Annotated in this window: 32 protein-coding genes and 2 pseudogenes; 19 read left to right on the top strand and 15 right to left on the bottom strand. The window is 36.0% G+C overall.

Going from position 1 to position 25,301, the window contains the following annotated elements:
* The 14 genes and pseudogenes from ACTWQB_RS04725 to ACTWQB_RS04790 all read left to right on the top strand — a co-directional run.
* Positions 1 to 172: transposase (locus ACTWQB_RS04725; protein WP_443138184.1), on the top strand; the 172-nt coding region annotated here is incomplete at its 5' end.
* A 146-nt stretch (positions 173 to 318) separates the two neighbouring features.
* Entirely contained in the window at positions 319 to 861 is a 543-nt protein-coding gene (locus ACTWQB_RS04730) for a GbsR/MarR family transcriptional regulator (protein WP_443138034.1), read from the top strand.
* A 5-nt stretch (positions 862 to 866) separates the two neighbouring features.
* Positions 867 to 1,526: a cysteine hydrolase family protein gene (locus tag ACTWQB_RS04735; RefSeq protein ID WP_443138035.1), complete on the top strand. Its 660-nt coding sequence runs from the start codon at positions 867 to 869 to the stop codon at positions 1,524 to 1,526.
* A 10-nt stretch (positions 1,527 to 1,536) separates the two neighbouring features.
* Positions 1,537 to 1,908, top strand: a complete 372-nt coding sequence (locus tag ACTWQB_RS04740; protein WP_443138185.1) for a glycine betaine ABC transporter substrate-binding protein — start codon at positions 1,537 to 1,539, stop codon at positions 1,906 to 1,908.
* Positions 1,909 to 2,005: 97 nt separating this feature from the next.
* Positions 2,006 to 2,629, top strand: a complete 624-nt coding sequence (locus ACTWQB_RS04745) for a TetR/AcrR family transcriptional regulator (protein WP_443138036.1) — start codon at positions 2,006 to 2,008, stop codon at positions 2,627 to 2,629.
* Between the two features lie 84 nt (positions 2,630 to 2,713).
* Complete coding sequence (locus ACTWQB_RS04750) at positions 2,714 to 3,856, top strand: acyl-CoA dehydrogenase (protein ID WP_443138037.1); 1,143 nt, start codon at positions 2,714 to 2,716, stop codon at positions 3,854 to 3,856.
* A 22-nt stretch (positions 3,857 to 3,878) separates the two neighbouring features.
* A complete protein-coding gene (locus tag ACTWQB_RS04755) occupies positions 3,879 to 5,519 on the top strand; it encodes an AMP-binding protein (protein ID WP_443138038.1) in 1,641 nt (546 codons plus the stop codon).
* 13 nt (positions 5,520 to 5,532) lie between these two features.
* Complete coding sequence (locus ACTWQB_RS04760; RefSeq protein ID WP_443138039.1) at positions 5,533 to 6,879, top strand: acetyl-CoA carboxylase biotin carboxylase subunit; 1,347 nt, start codon at positions 5,533 to 5,535, stop codon at positions 6,877 to 6,879.
* Positions 6,880 to 6,892: 13 nt separating this feature from the next.
* Complete coding sequence (locus ACTWQB_RS04765) at positions 6,893 to 7,105, top strand: acetyl-CoA carboxylase biotin carboxyl carrier protein subunit (protein ID WP_443138040.1); 213 nt, start codon at positions 6,893 to 6,895, stop codon at positions 7,103 to 7,105.
* Between the two features lie 26 nt (positions 7,106 to 7,131).
* Positions 7,132 to 8,040: a hydroxymethylglutaryl-CoA lyase gene (locus tag ACTWQB_RS04770; protein WP_443138041.1), complete on the top strand. Its 909-nt coding sequence runs from the start codon at positions 7,132 to 7,134 to the stop codon at positions 8,038 to 8,040.
* 11 nt (positions 8,041 to 8,051) lie between these two features.
* Complete coding sequence (locus tag ACTWQB_RS04775) at positions 8,052 to 8,831, top strand: enoyl-CoA hydratase-related protein (RefSeq protein WP_443138042.1); 780 nt, start codon at positions 8,052 to 8,054, stop codon at positions 8,829 to 8,831.
* Positions 8,832 to 8,848: 17 nt separating this feature from the next.
* Positions 8,849 to 10,378: an acyl-CoA carboxylase subunit beta gene (locus ACTWQB_RS04780; RefSeq protein ID WP_443138043.1), complete on the top strand. Its 1,530-nt coding sequence runs from the start codon at positions 8,849 to 8,851 to the stop codon at positions 10,376 to 10,378.
* A 60-nt stretch (positions 10,379 to 10,438) separates the two neighbouring features.
* Positions 10,439 to 10,920: pseudogene (locus tag ACTWQB_RS04785) on the top strand (FAD-binding protein); the annotation flags it as partial.
* A 20-nt stretch (positions 10,921 to 10,940) separates the two neighbouring features.
* Positions 10,941 to 11,111 (top strand): FAD-binding protein, encoded by a 171-nt coding sequence (locus ACTWQB_RS04790; RefSeq protein WP_443138044.1) that lies wholly within the window; start codon positions 10,941 to 10,943, stop codon positions 11,109 to 11,111.
* A gap of 372 nt (positions 11,112 to 11,483) precedes the next feature.
* On the opposite strand, the gene ACTWQB_RS04795 is transcribed toward ACTWQB_RS04790, so the two are convergent.
* The 6 genes and pseudogenes from ACTWQB_RS04795 to ACTWQB_RS04820 form a co-directional block, all read right to left on the bottom strand.
* The gene (locus tag ACTWQB_RS04795; RefSeq protein WP_443138045.1) at positions 11,484 to 13,430 is read right to left on the bottom strand and encodes an AMP-binding protein; all 1,947 of its coding nucleotides are present in this window, start codon (positions 13,428 to 13,430) and stop codon (positions 11,484 to 11,486) included.
* 445 nt (positions 13,431 to 13,875) lie between these two features.
* The gene (locus ACTWQB_RS04800) at positions 13,876 to 14,295 is read right to left on the bottom strand and encodes a hypothetical protein (RefSeq protein WP_443138046.1); all 420 of its coding nucleotides are present in this window, start codon (positions 14,293 to 14,295) and stop codon (positions 13,876 to 13,878) included.
* A gap of 308 nt (positions 14,296 to 14,603) precedes the next feature.
* Complete coding sequence (locus tag ACTWQB_RS04805; protein ID WP_443138047.1) at positions 14,604 to 14,765, bottom strand: hypothetical protein; 162 nt, start codon at positions 14,763 to 14,765, stop codon at positions 14,604 to 14,606.
* Between the two features lie 93 nt (positions 14,766 to 14,858).
* The gene (locus tag ACTWQB_RS04810) at positions 14,859 to 15,191 is read right to left on the bottom strand and encodes a thioredoxin family protein (RefSeq protein ID WP_443138048.1); all 333 of its coding nucleotides are present in this window, start codon (positions 15,189 to 15,191) and stop codon (positions 14,859 to 14,861) included.
* A 135-nt stretch (positions 15,192 to 15,326) separates the two neighbouring features.
* Positions 15,327 to 15,806, bottom strand: a complete 480-nt coding sequence (locus ACTWQB_RS04815; RefSeq protein WP_443138049.1) for a hypothetical protein — start codon at positions 15,804 to 15,806, stop codon at positions 15,327 to 15,329.
* Positions 15,807 to 15,812: 6 nt separating this feature from the next.
* Positions 15,813 to 16,283, bottom strand: a pseudogene (locus tag ACTWQB_RS04820) (DUF3231 family protein); the annotation flags it as partial.
* Positions 16,284 to 16,412: 129 nt separating this feature from the next.
* On the opposite strand from ACTWQB_RS04820, the gene ACTWQB_RS04825 reads away from it, so the two are divergent.
* Positions 16,413 to 17,801 (top strand): sodium/glutamate symporter, encoded by a 1,389-nt coding sequence (locus ACTWQB_RS04825; RefSeq protein ID WP_443138050.1) that lies wholly within the window; start codon positions 16,413 to 16,415, stop codon positions 17,799 to 17,801.
* 40 nt (positions 17,802 to 17,841) lie between these two features.
* Here the strand turns inward: ACTWQB_RS04825 and ACTWQB_RS04830 are convergent, their stop codons facing one another.
* Positions 17,842 to 18,201 carry a hypothetical protein gene (locus ACTWQB_RS04830; RefSeq protein ID WP_443138051.1) on the bottom strand — a complete coding sequence of 120 codons (360 nt, stop codon included), beginning with the start codon at positions 18,199 to 18,201 and terminating at the stop codon, positions 17,842 to 17,844.
* 70 nt (positions 18,202 to 18,271) lie between these two features.
* Positions 18,272 to 18,664, bottom strand: a complete 393-nt coding sequence (locus ACTWQB_RS04835; protein ID WP_443138052.1) for a VOC family protein — start codon at positions 18,662 to 18,664, stop codon at positions 18,272 to 18,274.
* Positions 18,665 to 18,805: 141 nt separating this feature from the next.
* Here ACTWQB_RS04835 and ACTWQB_RS04840 point away from each other — a divergent pair, with 141 nt between their 5' ends.
* Positions 18,806 to 18,970 (top strand): hypothetical protein, encoded by a 165-nt coding sequence (locus tag ACTWQB_RS04840; RefSeq protein WP_443138053.1) that lies wholly within the window; start codon positions 18,806 to 18,808, stop codon positions 18,968 to 18,970.
* A 146-nt stretch (positions 18,971 to 19,116) separates the two neighbouring features.
* Here ACTWQB_RS04840 and ACTWQB_RS04845 read toward each other — a convergent pair whose 3' ends face one another.
* The 3 genes from ACTWQB_RS04845 to ACTWQB_RS04855 all read right to left on the bottom strand — a co-directional run bounded on the left by ACTWQB_RS04845 (position 19,117) and on the right by ACTWQB_RS04855 (position 20,558).
* Positions 19,117 to 20,112 carry an LLM class flavin-dependent oxidoreductase gene (locus ACTWQB_RS04845; protein ID WP_443138054.1) on the bottom strand — a complete coding sequence of 332 codons (996 nt, stop codon included), beginning with the start codon at positions 20,110 to 20,112 and terminating at the stop codon, positions 19,117 to 19,119.
* The gene (locus ACTWQB_RS04850) at positions 20,109 to 20,234 is read right to left on the bottom strand and encodes a hypothetical protein (protein ID WP_443138055.1); all 126 of its coding nucleotides are present in this window, start codon (positions 20,232 to 20,234) and stop codon (positions 20,109 to 20,111) included. Before ACTWQB_RS04850 ends, ACTWQB_RS04845 begins: the two co-directional genes overlap by 4 nt.
* Positions 20,235 to 20,348: 114 nt before the next feature.
* Positions 20,349 to 20,558, bottom strand: a complete 210-nt coding sequence (locus tag ACTWQB_RS04855) for an NUDIX hydrolase (RefSeq protein WP_443138056.1) — start codon at positions 20,556 to 20,558, stop codon at positions 20,349 to 20,351.
* 149 nt (positions 20,559 to 20,707) lie between these two features.
* On the opposite strand from ACTWQB_RS04855, the gene ACTWQB_RS04860 reads away from it, so the two are divergent.
* Both ACTWQB_RS04860 and ACTWQB_RS04865 read left to right on the top strand, forming a co-directional pair.
* The gene (locus tag ACTWQB_RS04860) at positions 20,708 to 20,968 is read left to right on the top strand and encodes a DUF1292 domain-containing protein (RefSeq protein WP_443138057.1); all 261 of its coding nucleotides are present in this window, start codon (positions 20,708 to 20,710) and stop codon (positions 20,966 to 20,968) included.
* A gap of 17 nt (positions 20,969 to 20,985) precedes the next feature.
* The gene (locus ACTWQB_RS04865; RefSeq protein ID WP_443138058.1) at positions 20,986 to 21,393 is read left to right on the top strand and encodes a hypothetical protein; all 408 of its coding nucleotides are present in this window, start codon (positions 20,986 to 20,988) and stop codon (positions 21,391 to 21,393) included.
* Between the two features lie 26 nt (positions 21,394 to 21,419).
* Here ACTWQB_RS04865 and ACTWQB_RS04870 read toward each other — a convergent pair whose 3' ends face one another.
* Positions 21,420 to 22,253, bottom strand: coding sequence for a DUF3307 domain-containing protein (locus tag ACTWQB_RS04870; protein ID WP_443138059.1), 834 nt, complete (start codon positions 22,251 to 22,253; stop codon positions 21,420 to 21,422).
* 14 nt (positions 22,254 to 22,267) lie between these two features.
* Complete coding sequence (locus ACTWQB_RS04875) at positions 22,268 to 22,966, bottom strand: hypothetical protein (RefSeq protein WP_443138060.1); 699 nt, start codon at positions 22,964 to 22,966, stop codon at positions 22,268 to 22,270.
* 168 nt (positions 22,967 to 23,134) lie between these two features.
* On the opposite strand from ACTWQB_RS04875, the gene ACTWQB_RS04880 reads away from it, so the two are divergent.
* Positions 23,135 to 23,617: a YndM family protein gene (locus tag ACTWQB_RS04880; protein WP_443138061.1), complete on the top strand. Its 483-nt coding sequence runs from the start codon at positions 23,135 to 23,137 to the stop codon at positions 23,615 to 23,617.
* Between the two features lie 26 nt (positions 23,618 to 23,643).
* Here ACTWQB_RS04880 and ACTWQB_RS04885 read toward each other — a convergent pair whose 3' ends face one another.
* A complete protein-coding gene (locus tag ACTWQB_RS04885; RefSeq protein ID WP_443138062.1) occupies positions 23,644 to 24,012 on the bottom strand; it encodes a DUF1360 domain-containing protein in 369 nt (122 codons plus the stop codon).
* A gap of 107 nt (positions 24,013 to 24,119) precedes the next feature.
* Positions 24,120 to 25,289: a D-alanyl-D-alanine carboxypeptidase family protein gene (locus ACTWQB_RS04890; protein WP_443138063.1), complete on the bottom strand. Its 1,170-nt coding sequence runs from the start codon at positions 25,287 to 25,289 to the stop codon at positions 24,120 to 24,122.
* Positions 25,290 to 25,301 lie beyond the last annotated feature (12 nt).

Raw genomic sequence — 25,301 nt, forward strand, 5'->3', positions numbered from 1 at the left:
GCAAATCATGAACAGCTTCGCATTTAATTTACATAATGGATATGTTGAAGGGATTAATAATCAAACCAAAGTGATTAAGCGTAATGCCTTTGGCTTTAAACGGTTTGATCGTTTTAGATTAAAGGTGTTATTGCATCATCAATATAAGAATTTAAAGGTTCGTATCAATTAAATTAGGAGTGAGCGTATGCTCACCCCAACATTTGACTTAGAACCTTTATAGAGAAAATAATACTTTCTAAATGATTGCCATTTGATATTTAATATAAAACGTTTAAAATGTATTATACAAATTATATAAATAGGAGGTGTTATTTCTTGGGTGAACAATTAGAATCTTTGCAGGAATCACAAGATGTATTGGTTAGTGCTATAGCACAATCAATGGTTATATATGGGGTGACCCCGTCAGTGGGGAGAATTTATGGAGTTTTATACTTCTCAGATGAGCCACTAACGTTAGATGATATTAAAGATCAAGTTGCCATGAGTAAAGGAAGTGTGAGTAACGGCATTCGTGAATTAATGGATACGGAGATGGTGACAAAGGTTTGGAAAAAAGGTGAGAGAAAGGATCACTTTATTGCTGAGAAGGATTTTCTGAAGAATTTCCTAGACTTTTTTGCGAAGATGATTAGACTTGAACGAAGTTTGCTGACAAAAGCAATTGACCAAACTGAACCAACTATTAAAGAAATAGCAAATAATCCAGAAAGTAACCAAGCAGAAGATATAGCAAAAAGAGATTTAGAACTAATCAGTGAAGCAAAAGATTATCTTAATTGGATTATGCAACTTGCAAACTGCTTAGAATCAAGAGACATATTTAAACATCTTCCTATAAACAGCGAAAAGGAGTAATACAGATGAATGAAAAGACAGCATTAGTATTAATAGACTTACAAAAAGAATCTAACTTTGGAATAGATCGCATGGAAGAAGTGGTCAATAACTCCAAGCAAATTATTGAGGAATGTAGAGCGTCTAATATCCCTATTATATATACACGTCAGATCAATCGCTTCGATGGAATTGGTCTTTCAAAAGAAGAGCCATTAAACGAAGATGGCACTCCATATTATTACAATTCAAACTCTGACCAAATTGAGATATTTGATCAAATTAAACCAGAAGATCATGATGTCGTCATTGATAAGTATCGTTGGAGCGCCTTTCATGCGACATCATTAGATTTAATGTTAAGAAATTTAGGTGTCACTGATCTATTAATCGGTGGAGTCGTTACAGATGGATGCCTAATGACATCTGTATTTGATGCCTATTTTAGAGATTATCATATACATTTAGTCGAAGACATGTGCGCAGCAACAAATGAAGGTGCACACATGTCTGCATTAGCTACGATGGGGAATTGGGTTTATAACCTGAAATTATATAATACTGAAAATATGGTTAAGAAACTAAAAGGTGAACCTCACTCATATTGGGAAGCGAACGAGGCTGACTCCTTACAATTCACCCCAGAAACATTAAGAGAACATTATAAAAAAATGACACAATACTAGAAAGGGAGATATAAGTTTTTATAAACTAGTACCATCAAGTGAAGCGGCTATGATGAGCTATATGAAAGAACAAATTCAAGCTGAAGAACCTTTCATTATTACTGGTTGGAGACCTCATTCAATGTTCTCTAAATATGATTTAAAGTTCTTAGAAGATACGGAAGGTCATTTTAATTATGATAACGTATATGTACTTTCATATGAAGGAATTGAAGAAAAGTACCCTGAAGCATACGACATTCTATCTCAATGGAGCATTGAAGTAGACGAACTAGAAGAAATGATGCAACAGTACGAAGACGAAGACAAACCATTTGAGGAATCCGCTGAAGAGTGGATCGAAGAGAATCGAGATAAAGTTGACGAATGGATTAATAATTAATAAAAAAGGCTTGGGCAACCAAGCCTTTTTTAACAACAATTATATTTTGATATTTATAAAAATTGTGATAATATATGACGTAAGTAAGGAGGGAGTTATGTCAGAATTAAGGGAGAAAATAATAGAATCATCTCTGCAGTTATTCTCTGAGAAAGGGTTTCATGGAGTTTCGGTTAAAGATATAGTAGAGCATTGCCAAACATCTAAAGGTGGCTTTTATCATCACTTTAAGTCAAAAGATGAGCTATTATATGTCATCCATGACACATTTGTTTCATATGTATTGGATGAAGCAAATCGCGCTAAAAAGCGTCACAGCGAACCAATACAACAGCTATATGAAATGTTAAAGTCTTTAGTTCGGGTATATGATCTTTACAATGAGCACATTGTGGTATTCAATCAAGAGTATAATTATTTAAAAGATGACTACTACCAGCTGATTAAACAAAAAAGAGATGAGTATGAAGAAATAATAAAAGAGGCCATTAAAGAAGGCCAAAGTTCAGGTCATATAAGAGATGAACTACCTACAACCGTAACGACTATGTCAATCCTTGGGATGGTAAACTGGACTTATCAGTGGTATAAAAAAGATGGACCAAAAACAATTGATCAAATCGCATCAACGTACATAGACATCATATTTAGAGGGTTATTAACGGAAAATGGGTTAAAGGAATATCATACGTCTAAGCTAGCAAGTGAATTGAAGTTTTAGACTAATTAATTGGCGCTTATCGTAAGCGTTTTCATTAGAATTAACACAGACCAACTAGTCGGTCTTATTTTGAGGGGGATGAAAATGAATTTTGAACTAACGAAAGAACAAGAAATGATTCGTAAAATGGTACGTGACTTCGCAAATGAAAAAATTGCACCAAGAGCAATCGATATTGATGTAAATGCAGAGTTTCCAGAAGACATTTTTAAAGAAATGGGCGAATTGGGTTTATTAGGTATACCTTTTCCTGAAGAATATGGCGGTTCTGGAGGAGACACTGTTTCTTACGCATTAGCTGCTGAGGAAATTGCACGTGTATGTGGTAGTACAGGTTTGAGCTATGCTGCTGCAATTTCATTAGGAGCTAGCCCTGTATACTATTTCGGAACAGATGAACAAAAAGAAAAGTTTTTGAAACCGCTTGCATCTGGTAAAGCTTTAGGATCTTTTGGATTAACTGAACCAAATGCTGGTTCTGATGCAGGAGGAACGAAAACGACGGCGAAATTAGAAGGTAGTGAGTATGTCATTAATGGTGAAAAATGCTTCATAACTAATGCATCTTACGCTCAGCAAATTATCGTTACAGCCGTAACTGGTAAAGACAACCGTGGTAAGAACATTATTTCAGCTATTATTGTTCCAACAGATACTCCAGGTGTCAAAATAACTGATAATTATGACAAGATGGGAGTTCGTGGATCTAATACAGCTGAAATTGTATTAGAAGATGTAAGAGTGCCTAAAGAAAATTTATTGGGTGATCCAGATAAAGGGTTCAAGCAATTCCTATATACGTTGGATGGTGGCCGGATTTCAATTGCAGCTTTAGGTGTTGGAATTGCTCAGGCATCGTTAGATAAAGCACTTGAATACGCTAAGGAACGTAAGCAGTTTGGTCAGTCTATTTCCAACTTCCAGGCAATCCAATTCAAACTTGCAGACATGGCTATGGAAGTGGAGTTAGCTCGTACAATGGTGTTAAAAGCTGCTTGGTTAAAAGACCAAGGTAAGAATTTTACGAGAGAAGCAGCTTATGCCAAGTTGTTTGCGTCAGAAACAGCAACCCGTTCTGCTAACCAAGCAATTCAGATCCACGGTGGTTACGGTTACATGCGTGAATACGAAGTTGAGCGTTATTTAAGAGATGCTAAGCTTCTAGAAATCGGTGAAGGGACTTCAGAAGTACAGCGCTTAATTATTGCTAGACAATTAGGTTGCTAATTTTTAAAGGAGGTATGGTTGCATGTCATTACTTGAGTTAACGATTGGTGAATTATTGGAAAGAAAGGTAAACGAGCATCCAGACCATGAAGCGGTTGTGTATCCAGAGAGAGGTTTTCGTTGGACTTACCGAGAATTTGACCAAAAAGTAAATGAAGTGGCAAAAGGTTTAATGGCGCTTGGTGTTGATAAAGGTGAGCACGTTGCAATTTGGTCTGATAATAAACCAGAGTGGGTGACGACACAATTTGCAAGCGGAAAGATGGGGGCGGTTCTTGTAACTGTTAATACGAGTTACCGAGCTCAAGAATTAGAATATCTCCTACAACAATCTGATACAACAACTTTAATTTTGACGGAAACGTTTAAGGGTACTTCCTACCTAGATATCTTAAAAGAAGTCGTACCTGAATTAGAAAATAGCGAAAAAGGCAATATTCAATCTAGTAAACTACCAAAATTAAAAAACGTTATAGTCTTAGGGGACGAAAACTACCCAGGTTGTTATAACTGGGAAGATCTCATCCAACTTGGTGAACGAGTGACAGATCAAGAGTTAAAAGACCGTCACAGTGAGTTAAACTACAAAGATGTAATAAACATGCAGTACACGTCTGGAACAACAGGGTTTCCAAAAGGGGTCATGTTATCACACTACAATATCGTAAATAACGGTAAACAGGTAGCTGAGTGTATTGAATTAACCAAAGAAAGCCGATTATGTATCCCTGTGCCTTTATTCCATTGTTTTGGATGTGTAATGGGAACATTAGCAACCGTTTCTCAAGGAGCGACAATGGTCGTAATTGAACAGTTTGATCCTGAAGCTGTCCTAAAGGCAATTGATCAAGAGAAATGTACAGCTGTTCATGGGGTTCCAACGATGTTTATTGCTGAATTAAATCACCCGGACTTCGAGAAATATGATTTATCATCTTTACGAACAGGAATCATGGCAGGGTCGAACTGTCCTATGGAAGTCATGAAAGATGTTATGAACAAAATGGGTGCTAAAGATATTACCATTGCTTACGGCCAAACAGAATCGTCTCCAGTTATTACGCAAACACGTACTGAAGATTCCATTGAACGTAAAGTTAGCACAGTAGGTAAAGCACATCCTAATGTAGAAGTAAAAATTGTTTACCCTGGAACAAATGATGAGGCGCCACGCAAAACACCTGGTGAGTTATGTACTCGTGGCTACCTAGTTATGGAAGGTTATTATAAGAACGAAGAAGCTACTCAAGCCGCTATAGATTCTGAGGGTTGGTTACACACAGGTGATATCGGGGTGATGGATGACGAAGGTTATGTCGAAATTACTGGCCGCATTAAGGATATGGTAATTCGAGGCGGTGAGAATATTTATCCACGTGAAATAGAAGAATTCTTATACACACACCCTGATATTGTAGATGTTCAAGTAATCGGTGTTCCAGACCCTAAGTACGGAGAAGAGTTAATGGCCTGGATCATTACTAAAGATGATAAAGAATTAACAGCTGATGAGGTACGTGAATTTTGTGATGGTAAGATTTCAAGATATAAGATTCCTAGATACATTGAATTCACAGACGAATACCCAATGACAGCTAGCGGTAAAATTCAAAAGTTTAAATTACGCGAACAAGCCAAAGAACTCATTATGCAAAATAAATAATAGGAGCGATGTTATGTTTAAGACAGTTTTAATTGCTAACCGAGGCGAAATTGCAAGACGTATCATTAAAACTTGTAAACGACTAAACATTCGTACAGTGGCTGTTTACTCTGAAGCAGACGAATCGTCACTACATGTTAAAGAAGCAGACGAAGCTCATTTAATCGGACCTGCTCGAGTGAACGAGAGTTATCTAAATGTCGATCGCATTATTGAAGTGGCTAAAGAAACAAACACAGATGCGATCCACCCTGGTTATGGACTGTTAAGTGAAAATACCGATTTTGCTAAGCGCATTGAAGATGAAGGGATTACGTTCATTGGACCTGATGCGTATGCGATTAATCAAATGGGTAGTAAATTAACAGCTAGAAGAACTATGGAAGAAGCCGGGGTACCAATCATTCCAGGTACTAATGATCCGATTGCGAATACGGAGGAAGCTAAAGCGTTCGCTAATAAAATTGGTTACCCTGTTATGCTAAAAGCTTCCCATGGTGGTGGCGGAATTGGCATGCAAATTGTTCACGACGATGCTGAACTAGAAAAAGCATTTGAAAGTAATGCTAGAAGAGCAGAACAATTTTTCGGTAATGGTACGATGTTTATCGAAAAAGTGATTGAAGATGCCCACCATGTTGAAATTCAGTTATTAGCTGATACACATGGGAATGTTCTCCATCTGTTTGACCGTGAGTGTTCAATTCAACGCAGGCACCAAAAGGTCATTGAAGAAGCACCTTCACCACTATTAACTGAAGATACACGTCAGAAAATGGCTGAAGCGGCTATTAAAGCAGCTAAGGCTATTAATTACAAAAATGCGGGTACGATTGAGTTTTTAGTAGATGAAGATCAGAACTTCTATTTCTTAGAGATGAATACGCGCTTACAAGTTGAGCACCCTGTCACTGAATTAATTACAGGAACTGATCTTGTCGAACAACAACTTAAGGTCGCTTATGGAGAAGAACTTACTTTAAAACAAGAGGAACTTAACATTCAAGGTCATTCGATTGAAGCTCGTATTTATGCAGAGGACCCAAAAACGTTCTTCCCATCTCCTGGTAAGATTACAAAGATTTTATTACCAGAAGCACCTTACATTAGACATGACATTGCGGTCGAAGATGGATATCAAGTAACACCTTACTATGACCCAATGATTGCTAAGTTAATCGTAAGCGGAAATACTCGTGAAGAAGCGGTAGAAAATCTAAAGAAAGCTTTAGAACAGTATGAAGTAGAAGGCATTAAAACAAATATTCCTTTACTAAGGGATATTTTAGAATTACAAGCATTTAAAGATGGGCAAACGCGCACATCGTTTATTCAAGAACATATTTTAATCAATCAATAGGAGGAATTAAATCATGAATAAAGTTACAGCAAATATGGCAGGAAACGTATGGAAAGTAGTTGTTAAAGAAGGAGAACAAGTTGAAAGCGGTCAAGATGTCGTGATCTTAGAATCGATGAAAATGGAGATTCCAATTGCCGCTGAAGCTTCTGGTACGGTTAAAGAGTTAAAAGTTAACGAAGGAGATTTTGTTAACGAGGGAGACGTTATTGCCATTATTGAATAAGTACTTTTTAACAAAGGAGAGTCGCCATGAGTCTTCCAAAAGAAGTGATCATTAAAGAAGTTGGGCCACGTGATGGTCTACAAAATGAAAAAGAAGAGATTAAGACTGAAGATAAAATTGAATGGATAAACCAGTTATCTGAAACCGGTTTATCCTATATAGAAATGACATCGTTTGTACACCCTAAGTGGATTCCTCAGCTAAAAGATGCTTTAGAGGTGGCTAAACGTGTCAATCGTAAAGAAGACATTACTTATGCAGCTTTAGTTCCTAATATGAAAGGACTTGAAGGCGCTATAGAAGCTGATGTTGATGAGGTTTCGATCTTTATGTCAGCCAGTGAAGCTCATAATAAGAATAATATCAATAAATCAATTAGTGAGACTTACCCTGTATTAAGAGAAGTCGTTGATGAAGCGAAAAAAGCTGGAAAATCCGTTAGAGGTTATGTTTCCACTGTATTTGGTTGTCCTTATGAAGGTAGAATTGATGAACAACAAGTCATCAATGTTTGCAAAAATTTATTTGACATGGGAATCGACGAGTTATCGCTTGGAGATACCATCGGGGTGGCAAATCCTATCCAAGTTGGAGAGTTTCTAGATCTCATCTCAACAGAATTTTCGAAAGATCAAATTGCTCTACATTTTCATGACACGAGAGGAATGGCACTAGCTAACACTTTAGTTTCTTTAGAGAAAGGCTATTATATCTTTGATGGTGCACTCGGTGGTTTAGGTGGTTGTCCATATGCCAAGGGTGCTTCAGGTAATGTCGCAACAGATGATCTTGTTCATATGCTACATGAAATGGAAATTAATACTGGTATTGATCACGATCGACTACTTCAAGCAGGGCAATTTATACAAGAGAAAATTAATAAGCCACTACCTAGTAAGCAAATGAATATTTGCACACAAAAGTCCTTAAGTTAGGAGGGTGTTTAATGAGTACGGTTACGTTATCAATTACGGATGGGCATATAGGGATATTAAAATTAAATCGACCTGAAGCGGCAAATGCTTTTTCAAGACAATTATTATCTGATTTGAACACTGTTTTAGAGACTGTAGAAGAGAATAAAGATCTACGTGCAGTCATTTTGACGGCTGAAGGTGAGAAAGCCTTTTGTGCTGGAGCAGACTTAAAAGAGCGTGCTACCATGACTCAAGATGAAGTGGTAGATACAGTCGGCGAAATCGGGAAAGTTGTCACTCGTGTTGAATCACTTGAGGTCCCGACAATTGCAGCAATCAACGGGGCTGCTTTTGGTGGAGGCTTAGAATTGGCTTTAGCGTGTGATATTAGAATTGCAAGTGGTAATGCCAAGATGGGGCTTACTGAAACCTCATTAGCGATTATTCCAGGAGCAGGTGGTACTCAACGTTTAGCTAGATTAATAGGTCTTGCAAAGGCAAAGTACTACATATTAACTGCCAAACGTTTCGATAGTTTAGAAGGAAAAGAGATTGGGCTAATCGAAGAAGTTGTTCCATTAGATGGCTTAAATGACAAAGCTCTGGAACTAGCACAACAAATTGCTTCAAACGGTCCAGTCGGCGTTAAAATGGCGAAAAAAGCGATTGACCAAGGATTTGACCATGACTTAAAGACAGGGTTAAAGATTGAAAGAGATTGCTATATGCATACCATACCAACTGAAGATCGAATAGAAGCTTTAACGGCTTTTAGAGAGAAGCGTAAACCGAGCTTCACAGGTAAATAACAGAAAGGGTGAAATGCATGATCAAGACAGATTTACATGAAGAACTAAGAGAACGAATTGAAAAAGGTGGCGCAGAAAAGTACCATCAGAAGAATGCTGAAAAAGGTAAAATGTTCGTTCGTGATCGTTTGAAAATGCTTTTTGATGATAATATCGATATAGAAGATGCGTTTTTCGCTAATTGTACAGATGAAAGTTTACCCGCTGATGGAGTTGTAACGGGTATTGGCAAAGTTAATGGTCAAACGGTTTGTGTGATGGCAAACGATTCTACAGTTAAGGCTGGTTCTTGGGGTAAGCGTACTGTTGAGAAGATTATTAGAATTCAAGAAACAACTATGAAACTAGAAGTCCCAATGCTTTATTTAGTAGATTCAGCTGGTGCACGTATTACGGACCAGATTGAAATGTTCCCGAACCGCCGCGGTGCAGGACGTATTTTCTATAATCAAGTGAAAATGTCTGGTCGTGTGCCTCAGATTTGTCTTTTATTCGGACCATCCGCAGCAGGTGGAGCCTATATTCCAGCATTCTGCGATATTGTCGTCATGGTTGATGGCAATGCATCTATGTATCTTGGTTCACCACGTATGGCTGAGAAAGTAATCGGCGAAAAAGTAACACTTGAAGAAATGGGTGGCGCTCGCATGCATTGCTCTGTTTCCGGTGTTGGTGATGTTCTTGTTTCTGATGAACAAGGAGCTATTGAGTACGCTCAGAAATACCTTACTTACTTCCCAGAGAATTTTAGAAGTAAACCACCAGTTAAGGAAGCTATTGAACCTAAGAGCTTTGAAAAGTCTGTTGAAGAATTGATACCTGAAAACCAAAATGCACCTTTTGATATGTACGAGTTAATTAATCGCTTAATAGATGAAGATAGTTTTTGCGAGATTAAGCGAGAATTCGCGAAGGAACTAATTACAGGTTTAGGACGAATCAATGGTCAAGCAGTTGGAATAATCGCGAACCAACCAAGAATGAAAGGTGGCGTATTATTCCATGATTCCGCTGATAAAGCAGCTAAGTTTATTCAATTATGTGATGCGTTTAACATTCCGCTTGTGTTCCTAGCTGATATTCCAGGTTTTATGATTGGAACGAAAGTTGAACGTGCTGGAATTATTCGTCATGGTGCTAAAATGATCTCGGCAATGAGTGAAGCTTCTGTTCCTAAAATTTCTGTTGTTGTCCGTAAAGCTTACGGTGCAGGATTATACGCTATGGCAGGGCCTGCTTTTGAACCAGACGTTACAATTGCTTTACCTACAGCACAAATTGCTGTTATGGGACCTGAAGCGGCTGTGAACGCCGTATATGCGAATAAAATTGCTGAATTACCTGCGGAAGAACGCCCTGCATTCATAAAAGAGAAACAGGAAGAATATAAAGAAAATATTGATATTTATCGTTTAGCTTCTGAAATGGTCATTGATGATATTGTTCAACCGAATGAACTACGAGATCACTTAAGTAAACGTTTAGAAGCTTATCAATCTAAAAACTTAACATTTACAGAACGCAAACATGGAGTTTATCCAGTTTAATAACACAACGAGACCTCGCTAACTATGGCGGGGTCTTTTACCTTATAAGGGGGAATCATATTGGATTTTGACGCGATTGTGGTAGGAGCAGGCTTAGCAGGATTAACAGCAACAGCAAAAATTGCAGATGGTGGTAAGAAGGTTTTGCTATTAGATCAAGAACCTGAATCATCGTTTGGAGGCCAAGCATTGTGGTCTTTTGGAGGGTTATTTTTAATAGATTCACCTGAACAACGAAAAATGGGTATTAAAGATTCTAAAGAATTGGCTTATCAAGATTGGATGGGTTCAGCAGGGTTTGACCGTTTGGACGATGAAGATTACTGGGCAAAGCAGTGGGCAGAAGCATATATTGATTTTGCTGCGCATGAGAAGCGAGACTGGCTGAAGTCCATGGGCATTAAATTTTTCCAGTTGTCGGCTGGGCAGAACGTGGCGGTTACTTAGCAGATGGTCATGGAAATTCGGTCCCAAGATTCCATATTGTATGGGGAACTGGACCAGCAATTGTTGAAGCACTTGAAAAAAGAGTCCGCAAACATTAGGCGGGCTTCAAACTAATTTGTCTGGCCAAGTGTTAAATTCTGATGTAATTAATGGACTTTATGCTGCAGGCGAAGCATCTGGTTTCGGAGGTGGGGGAGTCCACGGTTACCGTGCTCTTGAAGGAACTTTCTTAGGTGGATGTTTATTTACAGGTAAAGTTGTAGGGGGAGCTATTAGAAATAGTTGATTATAAAAACATTATGTAAACTATCGGTTTTTTACTTATGGAGCAATAATTGTATATGAAAAAGTGGAAGACATTATACTCAGAAATATGTTTATAATACCCCATTTGGTCATTTGAGAAGAGATCATTGCGAATTACCAAATGGTGATAAAATCAATATATATTACAGGTTATGTTTCTGATTTATCCCCTGTTAAATTAGGTGAATATATGGTTAACCCTTCGACTCAAACGAACAAAATATCAACTTACCTTATTTTAGTTTATAATAATTTTATTATGTTAACTAATTGGAATTCGAAATTAATTTAACACAAGAAAGAGCACTCAGAATACTTTATCTCTGAGTGCTCAATTTCAATTATATATGATTTAATTTTTTACACCTTTACCTAACTGTCTGATTTGTTCTACAACACCAGGGTTTTCTAATGCTGAGAGATCTCCAGCGTCCTTATCAAGATATGCGGCTTTTATTGCACGACGCATCACTTTAGCATTACGAGTTTTGGGTAAATCCTCAACAATATGAACGGTCCTTGGAGCAATTGCTTTACCTAGTCGTTGGATCGCATGATCGACTAATACTTGAGTTAAATCTTGCTCATTTAATGGTTGCTCTTTGACTACTACAAATGCTACTGGTTTCTCACCCTTAACGTCATCTGGCACTCCAATAACACCAGCCTCAATAACATCATCATGTTCAACAAAAATTGATTCTAATTCAGCTGGCCCAAGTCGTTTACCCGCAACATTTAATGTATCATCAGAACGTCCGGTAATCGTATAAAATCCTTCATCATCTAAAACTACCCAGTCGCCATGGACCCAAGTGTCTTTATATCGATTCCAATACGTATTCTCATAACGCTCATTTTCTTTATAAAAGCCGTTCGTCATGCCGACCCATGGCTGTTTTAGAACGAGTTCTCCGACTTCATTTTTAACCGATTGACCTTCATCATCATACACATCTACATCCATACCTGGTAAAGCAGCATTAAATGATACTGGAGCAATTGGTTTAACTAAGACGTTACCAAAAATTCCACCTGAGATTTCCGTCCCACCTGAATAGTTAAAAATCGGAACTTTACGTTTGCAGACTTTATCAAATAACCACGACCAAGGCTCCTCATTCCAAGGTTCGCCTGTGGATCCTATCATTTTTAAAGAAGATAAATCATGTTTCGTCACGTAGCTTTCATCTAGATTCATAATTGATCGTATAAGCGTTGGTGAAATGCCTAAATGTGTGACGTTATGTCGCTCAACAATTTCCCATATACGACTTGGCGTTGGATAATCAGGCGTGCCTTCAAACATTAAAATGGTAGATCCATTTAAAAGGCCACCATAAACTAAGAATGGTCCCATCATCCAACCCATGTCGGTATACCAAAATAATGTATCTCTTTTACATACATCCATACAAATACCAGCATCAAAAGCAGATTTTAATGGAAAACCATTATGTGTATGAAGTGCACCTTTAGGTTTGCCAGTTGTACCAGATGTATAGATAATCATGAAAGGATCATTACCATTCGTTTGCTTTGTTTCAAAAATAGTCTCGTTAGTTCTAATTTCATCCCATGATACATCTTGATCTGTCCAGTTAACCTCATCGTTGCTACGTCTAACAACGATGACGTTTTCAATAGAAGGAGAGGAGGCAACTGCTTGATCGGCTTCATCTTTTAAGTTAACCACTTTACCTCGACGATAAAAACCGTCAGCTGTTAATAAATATTTCGCTTCTGCAGCGTTAATTCGTTTTGCAACTGCTTCTGATTTATAACCAGAGAAGGCAGGAGAGAATATTGCACCAATTTTAGAGATAGCCAGCATTCCAATTACAGTCTCTGGTAGCATCGGCATATAGATTGTCACAATATCCTTTTCCTTAACGCCGATATTAACCAGACCATTTGCAACACGATTTACTTCGTCCTGCAGCTCTTTAAAAGTATATTTAACAACAGTTCCATCATCAGATTCCCATACTAAAGCGTTTTCATTTTTTATATAAGAATCGTTTACCCACTTATCTAATGCATTGTGAGCCACGTTCATTTTTCCATTCACAAACCACTCAGGGTACATAATACCTTGATCTAAATTAACCACTTCATCATAATCTTGAAACCATTCGATATCTAAAGCTTTAACAGATTGCTCCCAAAAGGAAGATATGTCTTTAATAGAATGATTGAAATAATCGTCATAATTGTTAAAACCAGATTGCTGCATAAGATCATATAAACGCGTATTTTTAATGTAATCATTACTTGGATTCCAAACAGCTTTAGTCAAAACACAAAACCTCCTGAATGAATATTCTTAATTTTATATTACTACAGAAACTAAAATGATTAAATAGATATAGAGATTTTGTAGTGAATAAGTAAGTACAACGATCAATTAATAGTAGAAAAAGCATGTAATTATTCATGAAGACGGATTTATGTATGGAAATTTCTATTTTAGTTTACTTCCTATAATATATATTATGTCTACCTAGATAAAAAACCGCCATTCCAATAACCAAAGCCTCTCCTTCCTATAATATCTGTTATCGTCATGTTCCTCACGTTATGGTGACTATAATTTTTGGGTGCCGACTGCTTAAGTGTTGTTTTCTTCCTCACAAATTTTCTTGGATGAATTTTGATGATCTTGCTAATTACTAGATCAATTTTCAACATACTTCAATTACCGTACCCAATAGATTAATAAGAACTGTTTATTTCTTCTTACCTTAAAACTCACTTTCTTGATCTACAACATCTGTTATGACATTATCGCAACATAAGCCTGAGTCATACGAAACCTTAATAAATACATCTTCACTTTTGTTCCCTTTTAATAGAGTGATTTTTAAACTTTTGTTTATTATATCTTCTTTATTTTCATAAAGATATGATACTTTTGCTCGCTTGTGCGCCTTCGCATAAAAATAAACATTGTCGTCATCACTAGAGCTTAGGCTATGAATGCGTTCATCTTCTGAATTGATGGCATTCCTTAACCACCGTTCTATTTCATCAGAATATTGTTCGTTTGTGGATAGGTATTCATAATCAACTACGCTAGGATCTGCAGAAATTACTTCATCTTCTTGGCTACAACCATTTAGAATTAACAAAGAAATAAATAACAAGACAACAAATTGACGCATTAGTACTTCCTCCCACCTATTCATACTAATCCCGATATTAATAACACATAATAAGTAAATTTCTTACATCCAATTTTAACATAATATTCTAATTATTAATTACAAATATTAAAACGTTCAACTTATTGATTGCTTCTTCAAGTATTGCTCCCAGTTAGTAGAAGAATTAATTCTGCTCTTTTTTATGTACTTATAAGTTTATGTATTTATATTAGTTCTAATTATACCTAACTTCCTTTTTTTTACAATTGTTTCTTCAAACTTTGCTGAAACTGTTTAAGGCTGCCTTAACGACAGCCTTGGCTAATTTATTTCTTCCTTTTGTTCTTCTTACCATTAATATTTAAGAACTCGCTATCTTCAGCAAACTCAGTGCCACTTTGACGACTTTCCTTTGGTTCCGTGTTGTACTTAATTACATTTTTCTGTTTGCCTTTGTCTTTGTTTCGATTTTTGTTTTGTTCAGACATCTAACCTACCTCCTTTTTAGATTAGTATGTCCATGGTTTTATATCTTTATTTTTCATAAAAAAACAGCCACTATATCATGGCTGTTTTGACCTTTAATTCGTTACCTTCTCAAAATAATCTTTTAAGTAATCTGTCACTTCATCAGGTGTTTTAGCATTAGCGCTGTGTAAGTGACCAATTTTTTCTCCATTTTTAAAAACTAATAAACTTGGGATTCCCATGACCTGCTGTTCTTCAGCGACTTCTGGGAATTGGTCACGGTCGATCTCATAAAAAGGAAACTCATCGAATTGCTCTAATACGCTTCCGATAAAGAAGTCCATGCGTTTACAATCCGGGCACCAGTCTGCAACAAATTTCAACACTACTGGTTCTTCACTCTGGATTAACTCTAAATATTGTTCTTTAGTTTCAATTGTTTTCATTTATATCCTCTCCTTACGCCGAGTTATGTACATTAACATGATTCTATATAGATTTTAACCATTTAATTAAGTTATTTCAAATAACTGGTTTATAAATGATAATCACACCTGTTTAACTACAAATGACAGGTGCGATTAATTAGATTTCATTATTTTATTTAATACATACTTTCTTAACCAAATTCCTAAAAACATAGCCAATATTCCAAATAATATTGGCAGTATAACAGGGCCTAATAAGTAACCATAGACTTCTAAAATAGATGAAAAGATTAATCCAACCGTTAAAAAATAAGCTGCCATAATAAATGGGTAATAGCCTATAACCTCCACTTCCCCTTCTGCTTCTTTATAAGCATCCCATAATGCAAACATATATAGACATGGATAAAACATTAACCATTGATAATCTGTGGCTTCGATACTTTCTATAAAATTACCGTTAAATGTTTGCATGATCACTATATTTAATTTTGACTTATAATTGACCAGTATAATTAAGACAAGTAGTACGAGCCCTTTTGTCGTTTGCCCGTTTAATAATTGCCCGAATCCAGGTAACATGATACTCCAAATTAATGCTTCAATCTTGTTTGGCTTAGATTTGTTTCCCATAACATTCTAGTTACTTCCTTTTGATTGCTTAGATAATTTTTCTCTGTCAGCACAGCTTGGAGGCTCTTCTATCCATCCATTTTCAATCATGATATTTAAGCCTTTGTTGGAGTATTTTGCAATCCCAGCTGACAACGATACAAATTGAGTATGAATATCATGTCTCAAAACTTTAGCTATGGCCAAACCATAATTTTGAATACCAATACCATTTGCTAAAAAAGTATGATATAACATTAATTTGTCTGAGAAAGGTGCAATTGTCGAATCCGTGATATGTGTATCCATTAATTTAGGTGTTGGTAAATTCTCTCTCATTAACATATCGCCTAGCTGAGAAATTTGTTTATCAGCTAATTGAACACCATCGCAAAAATAACTTCGGAGGGCTTCGGCAGATACAACTTGACTAAAACCTAACATTAAGGACTTCCCAAGCGTATTAGTATTAATGTTTACTTGTAGTTGCTTGATTTCTAAAGCTGTTAAAAGTCTTTACTTACCAGTAATGAATGATTTGCTTAAAGTTTATTATATTGAGTAGTTTTATACAGTTTAAAATTCTTATTCACGTGGTAAACCCTTATTAAAAAAGGAGATCAATACATGACACCAGATCAAATTGGATTTGCCTTGTTATATTTAGGTTTATTTTTATTAATAGGAAAATGGATTCGAGTAAAATCAAAAGTACTACAAAATTTATTCCTCCCCTCCTCTGTTATTGCAGGGTTCTTAGCATTATTATTAGGACCACAGGTATTGGGTAACTTTTTTGATGGTGGTTTCTGGAGTACAGGGGTAGTAACAGATGAAGTTACACAAGTTTGGGAAACCTTACCTGGATTGCTTATTAATATTGTTTTTGCGACATTATTCTTAGGTACGATTTTACCTAACCTAAAAAAGGTTTGGGATATTGGTGGACCACAACTTGCGTTTGGCTGGACGTTAGGTTGGGGGCAATATGTATTTGGAATTTTGTTGGCATTATTAGTACTAGGACCTTTCTTCGGTCTTCCTCCAATGGTAGGTGCGTTAATTGAAGTTGGTTTTGAAGGTGGTCATGGTACAGCAGCAGGTCTACAAGGTACTTTTGAAGAGATGGACTTTGCTGAAGCGTATGATTTAGCAATTGGACTTGCGACAATCGGTATTCTCTCAGGTGTAATTATAGGAATTATTATGATTAACTGGGGAGTGCGTAAACAAAAAACGGAAGTTATCAAGGATACTGATGAAACGTCTGCAACTCAACGAGCTGGGATTATTGAATTTGAGAACCGTGAACCAGCTGCCAAAATGACAGTTAGACCTGAATCAATTGAGCCGTTATCGTTACATTTTGCTATTATCGGACTCGCAATTTTAGTAGGTTACTTCATTTTAGAAGCACTCATTTGGTTAGAAGCAACTATAATCGGAACTGACCTTATGACCTATGTTCCATTATTCCCATTAGCGATGATTGGTGGAATTCTTGTACAATTGTTTTTTACAAAAATGGATTATACCAATATTTTAGATCGCCGAATGGTTATGAGAATACAAGGGCTAGCATTAGATGTTTTAATATTAGCTGCCATTGCGACAGTTTCGCTTGAAGTCATTGGTCGAAATATTGTTCCGTTCTTATTATTAGCTCTAGTAGGGATCCTATGGAATGTATTTGGTTTCTTTGTTTTGGCACCTAGAATGATTCCAACTTATTGGTTAGAAAGAGCCATTGGTGACTTTGGACAGTCGATGGGGATTACAGCTACTGGTTTACTCCTAATGCGTGTGGCTGACCCAGAGGCAAAATCACCATCATTTGAAGGTTTTGGTTATAAACAGCTCATTTTTGAACCATTCTTAGGTGGTGGTTTAGTAACAGCCTTATCAGTACCGTTAATCTTTCAGTTTGGACCAGTGCCGTTCTTGATTTTCTCTGTTGTCATGTTAGCGATTGGTATTCTGGTTGGACTATTTCATTTTGGTAAAAAAACAGCATGAGCACAATAAAATCCCGTTGGATAGCACCAACGGGATTTTATTAGTTTATTTTAGAACGTAAAATTGTTGGAATTACTTTGGAAGCTTCTCGTTTGTCTCCCATTTCGCCGATTAGTTTAGATAGTTCTTGTTTCATTTGTTCTTCTATCCAAGAAATATCATTAACCTCTTTTATCTTAATATCTATATCCTCAACCTGATCAACATAAAACTCACAACTATAGTCACGACCTCTTTTCAACTTAACATAACCAATATGTTCCGAGCCCTGGTGCGTAATATGTGTAGTTTTAGCAATCACTGTCTGCTTATCAATAGTCTCGGTCATCTGTGTAACTCGATCTTGATGTTCATTTGTGTAATGCTGAACATTTAATTTATTCATAATAACCTCCAACAATCTGACTGGCCTCTTAGGACCCATTAATACTATTATAACCTATTTCAAACAAAAATGTTGGATTATTGATTTATTCTTCTTCGCAGAACATAAACCGATTTCCTTCACAATCTTCTATCGTGAAAAACTTCAAGCCTTCCTCCCCTTCTATAGGTGAAATAATCTTTATATTTTTTTGTAGCACCTTTTCATATGTGGCTTCAATATCTTCAGTGTCAAATAAAAATAAATGATTTGAACTTGGATTTAATTCCCTTCTATGCATGCTATCGAGAATAAGCTCGGTATTATTTAAAGAGATAGAATAAATTGTTTTAATATTAGCATCAGTGCTGTTTATAAATTGATCGTCCTGAGGTAAATCAAGTAACTCTCGATACCATTTCACAGCTCTTGGCATGTTTTCAACCATCACAAACACACCACCTACATTGGTTTTTACTGAACTCTTAACATCATCCAAAGCACTCACTCCATTCCTAGTTATACTATTAAATTATTCAACAATATAGCTATTTAATCCTCTTTTCTCTAGGTTATGTCACGGCCTTAATGAGCTTTTTAACATAGTTATAATATATAAACTAGTTTTGGAGGATGTGTGATGCTGCTTAAATTTTGCTATCTTGGTTATCGATACTGTGGCCCAGGCTGTAAAGGTCCGGGAAAACCAATAAATCGAGTTGATGTTGCTTGTAGACAGCATGATGCTTGTTATGAGCGAAATCAGACACGAAGTATGAGAGTAAAGTGTGATGATGATTCATGAATCAATTAAAAACTTTTATGACTTCTAAAACAAGAGAAGGACGCCATGCGAGGCATATGTATAACGCAATGAGCCTAACTCGTCTTTTTCACAGATTATAAGTAAAAATTATTTAAAAGAGCGTTACTACTAGAATGTAGAAACGCTCAGCCCTTTATAGCTTCTGCTATAAGTCGATAAGATTTTAACTTTGCCTTAAAGTCATAGATATTTGTAATAATGAGAAATTCGTCAGTTTGATATAACTTAGATAAAGCTTCAAGTTGTTCTTTTACATAACTCGGAGTTCCGATGATGGCTCGTCTTCTATTTTGTTTAATCTCATCTAGTTCATCTTGATTATACGTTCGGATTTTAGCATCCTCAATCGTTGGAATGACTGTACTTCTACCTTTCCCGACATTTAATAACCATAAATCTTGGCTCAATGCCAATTCTTCAGCTTCTTCTTGAGTCTCAGCACACACGATAAAGATACATACATTGGTTTTAGGTTCTTGTAGAGAAACGGAGGCTTTGAAACGTTCCCGATATGTTCGAATAGCTTCTTCACCATGGTTCGCATTAATAAAGTGTCCATATGTAAAGCCAACACCGTTAATTGCCGCATGTTTAGCGCCTCGTTCTGAAACTCCTAACACCCACATCTCTGGATTACTTTCTACTTTAGGCCCCGCTTTTATGCCACGGTATGCATGGTCACTAGGAAATGACTGATGAATGAACGATTGTAATTCAGAAACTTGTCTTGAAAAGGCACTTAAACTTTTGTGAGTTCCATCAGTAAGTGCTCTTCTTACTTTTTCTGGTCCACCAGGTGAACGTCCAACTCCAAGATCAATTCGTCCAGGATAAAACGCTGAGAGCATTTTAAAATTTTCCGCTACTTTTAATGGACTATATTGGGGTAATAAAACTCCCCCAGAACCAATACGTATGCTTTTAGTATTGGATGCAAGTTGGCCAATCATAATCTCTGGTGATGTACAGGATAAACCTGTTGTACTATGGTGTTCAGCAACCCAGTATCGATGATAACCTAACTTCTCAACTTCTATCGCAAGTTTAATTGAATTCTGTAATGCGTCTTCAGCTGATTGTCCTTTTGAAACTGGTGACTGATCTAAAACACTTATTTTCACATCTTTAACCCTTTCGTATCTTTAATTAAACCTTTTAACATTCCTTGAAGCAATGCAAAACATAGTTCAGAGTCATCAATAAAGCCCTTTTTTATTTTAGAAAATATCTCTTCAATTGGCATTTTAATAACTTCTATCTTCTCATGGCTTTCAAGTGATTGTCCAACATATTCAAATAAATCTTCAGTGTAATAAACATATGTTACTTCATTTGAAATCCATGAAGCTGGTCTTAATTAACCTAAATAGGATAGTTTAGCACATCTAAAGCCGGTTTCTTCTAGAAATTCTCTTTTTGTCGCTTCTTCTAGGTCCTCTGCATGATTGACTCCTCCACCTGGTAACTGGATCGTATAATCATTAATCGGATTTCTAAACTGATTTATTAAAATATAATTTTGTTGATCTTTAGCTAGTACTACTACGGATGAATTATTTTTAGTCATTTGACTCTCCTCCTCTCTTAGTTTAATTCTACAATTAACAAGTACAGTCCTTTTTTCAAACAAACGTTTGTTTGAATTTTTCTTCTCATAATTCTTTACCTTAAACAAACACTATAGACACGCGAAAAATAAACTCTGGAGGTATCGACATGAATGAAGAAAAAGACCGTATTACAATTCAAGATGAACATGGAGATGAACGTGAGCTAATTGTAGAAGCCTTATTTGATATGGAAGAGGATTCTTATGCCTTGCTAAAAGATGATCACGATACGTTATTAATGAGAATTGAACAAGATGGTGATGATCAATATTTAGTACCAATTGATGATCCTGAAGTTAGAGATTCAATCTTAGATGCCTATGAAATTGCTCTTGAAGCGGCTCCAGGTGATAACGAAGACTTTTAAAGATTGAGGGGATATTATTGAATTTATTACTGCCGTTGATTGTTTCAATTTCATTCTTTACTTCTCCTGTAAACACAGACGTTACACAAGTTGAGATTTTTGATATTGAAACTGAACAAGTTGTTAAAACAGTTCCTACAACAGCATGTATTCAGAGTGAGGTTGAGAATTATATTGATAGCATTTATGACATTTTTAAAGGAGTTAACCCAGTTGGTGAAACTGGCTTTATGGTGAAAATACCTTTAGACCCAACAATCACAATTGATAATGAATGGTTACAATCTGAAGTTGATACTGTTATTATTATTCAACCAGAAAATGAAGACCCATACTTGTTAACTTTCGATGAAAATAACCGTCCAAGGGTGTTCTTATTTGATTCGCCAATTGAGGGTTTGTTAGAACAGTTAGAATACCCATAGAAAAACCGCTCAGTGGATGAGCGGTTTTATAATCGGCTTGCTAAGTACCCAAATATGATTCCTATAATCATACTTAATAATGATCCAATTAAATAATATTCAGCGAACCTTTTGTCATCGAATTGCTTAAAACGAGTGATTGATTTAATGGCCAATATGATTGTAATGCCCATCACCTGACCTGAGAATACAAACATCATGATTAATGTTCGTTCTAACATACCAATATAACGGCCTATTTTGTGATGGCTATCAGGGTAAGAGGTTTTACTCTTTGTAACTACTGTATGTGTTAATGATTCTTCTTGATTTGGTTCTTGGCGATCCACTTCCTCTTCTACAATTTGTTCAAACGTGTTTGGGGGAGCAATTTTTCCCAGAACAATTTGTAGAAAGTGAGAGGCGACGATGGTGTTTAAATAAAATAAAATTAATAAGCTTAACCAATAGTTGGCAGCCGGATTGGAAATGATATTAGACTCCATTAAGTATAAAGTTGGAATCACTATAATTAAGATGTGTAATAGTTGATCACCTATAAAGGTTATAGCCTTCCATTTTTGTGAAGTGACCTGCTGATCTAGGTGGTATTTAGCTGCGTCTATCTCAAAATGTGTCACTGTTATTAAAAGAACTATAACGAATAGTGATAGTATATTTAATAGATTAATAGATTGAATGAATATCATTCCAACTAATATAAAAGCTATATAGGTTACGAAGTGAATGAAAGCATGCTTTATCAGCGCTTTACGCCTTACTTTGTTTTCATGGCTTTTTCGACCTTCAATCAGCTTGTCACTTTGAAAAGTAAAGTCTGCTAAGAAATGTGCTAGTATCAGTAATAATGCATAAGTCATAACGACATCCTCACTTAATTTTGTTCTAATTGATTTTGGTGAAAGTCTAGAAGATTCACTAAACTCTTCTCTGATTCTGCAACTAATTCATGGTTTGCAGCATATAAATGATTACTTACACTTGTTTTAGGTGATTTATACCCGAACATTTTTCCGATTGATTCATAAGTGTCATCTGGATGTTCTTTAACTGCCCTTACAATTTCCTTTTGTTTTTGACTACGTTTATGAATTAATTCATTTATATAATAATGTAATGCATTAATTGGGGCGTATGGGAAATCTTCCGTATAAAAATATACTTTATGTTGGTTTGTGATTTCCCATAATTTTGCCTCCCTCTTTCCCTTTTTCACAATGTCATCTCTTGCATAAATCGCGTTTATAATGGCGCTTCCATTGGCTACATGTATACTACTTTTATTATCCGTATCAATCGTACCAAAACCACAACCAATGTAAAATGCGATATTATAACCATTTTCTTCGCAAAATTCATCAATAGCCCTTAATACTTTATAAGAGTGGCCAAACCTCGAAAGAACTCCAATTAATTCATCACCTTTACGAATGTCAAATGCAATAGTCAATTCATTTGAGAACTGATTATTAAGACAATCTTTTAACTGACCGAGTATTGATTCAACGTCATTTAAATTATGTGACTGCGATCGAATCACATCTAACGTCACACACGCGTAATAGTTGGTCATGCAAACACCTCCATTACATGTACTTTCATCAGTACACTTTAAAAACATGGACATCGATTAAGTACATATATATTGCGTGTACTTATCATAACACATTTACCCACAGTTGTCTAAAGTATAAAAAGAAAAAAATTAACAACACTATATGGTGAAAGGAGGTAATCTCAAATGAATCATACAAAATTATTGGCGATCAAGTTCATTTCCTGCTTTGTTTTATTATTTCTGATTCTAGGCTTTGGATATGATGTTTCATTCGGTAATGTACTCATGATTAGTATCGTCTTAACACTTGTTTCTTATTTAGGTGATGCGTTTATTTTACCTAGGACAAGCAATACAGTTGCAACCATTACAGACTTCGTTTTAGCTTATGTCGTTATCTACTTTATGTTAGGAATCTTAACGGTGGGTGGAGATTTATTTACAGCTTCACTTATCTCTGCGGCAGGTGTAACGATCTTTGAGTACTTCTTCCACAAACAAGTACAATCTGAATATAATGAAGCTGAACATGAAGATCATCATGGAGTCGATCAATACCAATTACAGACGGAGTTTTCTGAAGAACTTGAACCTGATGAATCAGATCTAGACGATGAGTTAAACGAAGATTTTGAAGATGACCCAACAGATACAAGAGATCTATAACCATTTAAGACGGCTAATTTGCCGTCTTATTTAGTTTTCAAGAAATCCACTAATTTAACGCCAACACCAACAAAGGTTTCTAAAATGGCTTGTGCTCCAGCAATTGAAAGTATGAAAATAATGGGTAATGCTATTGAAGGTAAAAATAGATAACCTATTGATAAAAATATTGCACTCCAAACACCCGCACACCAATAACAATTCAGTAAATAACCAAACTTAGAGGTTGGAACCTCTTTAGTTTCGATATGTCCATGTTCATCTTTTATCGATTTCTTTTTCAAAAATGGCTTTCGAATAAATTCTGTAATTTTATCAAAGACGATTAAGTGAGTGAAGCGGTAGCTAGCCAATATAATCATTAAGTAAGTTAACCAGTTAATTTCTTGAATCATACTTTCACCCTAACAATTTCAATAGTTACTTATAATCTTTGTTTTATGATAGGGTTCATGCATTGTTTTGGTGAAAAATAAAAAAGAACCTTATCACAAAGGTTCTTCTAGTAAAAGAAACGTCTTTTACGGCGTTTACGAATGGTTTTAATTACAAATAGTACCACTACCAAAACAGCAATTCCTATAATCGTTCCCCAAAGACTAATTTGATTTGTCTTTGTTTGAGGTTTCTCTTTATTTGTTTGGCTTTTATCTGTTGCAGATGCTTGAACTATTTCTGTGAGTTCATGTGTGTCAATTGTCTCACCTTCGTCATCTGTGATCACAAGCTGGCCACGTTCATTGACATTATGGTGCCAATTCAAATTCTTCTCAGCTGTAAAAACATAATCATCTTCCAAGACAAATTTTGAATCACCAAATTCATACGTGTCATAATCAGCTTCAACAGTATAAGTTTGGAAGTTATCAAAGCCGTAATCCAACAATGCTTCTGTATCTTTATAAGCGGCATCAGCTGTATTTGCTTTTAAGGTAACCGCAATTAGATCGATATTATCTTGAGTGGCTGATGTTACTAGCGTGAAGCCGGATTGACTTACAAATCCATTTTTTACACCCGTAACATCTTCTCGCTGGCGCACTAATTTATGGTGATTGTAAATCGTTGTATCCCAACTTTCACCTTCCCATTTCATTTGTTTTGTAGCGGCAATTTCTCTAAATGATTCATTTTGCATGGCATACTGCGTAATCTTAGCCATATCTTGAGCTGTAGTCACATGTTCTGCATCATAAAGTCCATGTGGGTTTTCAAAGTGAGTATCCTCTACACCTACTTTCTCTTTCACAAATCGATTCATTCGTTCTGAGAAGGCTTCCACACTACCATCAATGTGTTCAGCTATTGCAACACCAGCGTCATTACCAGAATTAATTAATAATCCCTTTACGAGCGTTTCCATGCTAACTTTCTCACCTGGTTCTAAATAAACCCTTGTCCCAGAAACACTTCGAGCCTCTTCGCTAACTGTTACTGTATCATCAAGATTACCTTCTTCAATCGCCACAATGGCTGTGATGATTTTTGTAATACTTGCAGGATACATTGTTTGATCTCCATATTTATCGTATATAACCTCGCCAGAATTGGCATCTATTAATACCGCTGCTTCACTGTTTAATGTTATATGATCTTGTCCCTCCCCAAAAGCTTGTAAAGGGAATATTAATGTTAATATTAAAATCGTGATAGTTGTTCTGAATAGGAGCATGATGAAATCCCC

It is taken from the genome of Piscibacillus sp. B03, assembly GCF_052246295.1.
Classification (GTDB): Bacteria; Bacillota; Bacilli; order Bacillales; family Alkalibacillaceae; genus Piscibacillus.